General features: G+C 68.8%; 1 protein-coding gene. It reads right to left on the minus strand.

Going from position 1 to position 388, the window contains the following annotated elements:
- Positions 1-242, minus strand: a 242-nt coding sequence (locus AB1L30_RS07470; RefSeq protein WP_367012799.1) for a hypothetical protein, incomplete at its 3' end; no start/stop codon positions are given.
- Positions 243-388 lie beyond the last annotated feature (146 nt).

The following is a 388-nucleotide window of genomic DNA, read 5'->3' on the forward strand; positions in this document are numbered from 1 at the left end:
TAGGCCCGGAGGTGGTTCTGGTTCTCGAAGCGGGAGGGGTCGACGCCGCCTCCGGCGAAGACGCTCGCCCAGACGAGCTGCACGAAATCCATGGAGTCGAACTGGGTGCGCAGCAATCGGGGCAGCTGCCGGCGGACGGCGAGCCGGACATCGGCCTCGAATTCGTTCAGCAAGGCGTTGACAGCGTGCTCGTCGCCGGCTTTCGCGCGGGCGAGGAGGTCGGCGAAGGTGGTCTCGGTCATCGTGCCACTCGCCCCAGGATGTGGGAGATCGGACGTCTCGGCTCGTCTCGTCGCGGCTCAGCTCGACGACTCCGCTGCCCGACCGCGGCGTCGGGCCGATCGGATCGCGACAGGCTTCGCGGCAGGGGAGGGCCTTGATCGAAGGG

The sequence above is a fragment of the Bremerella sp. JC817 genome (assembly GCF_040718835.1).
Lineage (GTDB): Bacteria > Planctomycetota > Planctomycetia > Pirellulales > Pirellulaceae > Bremerella.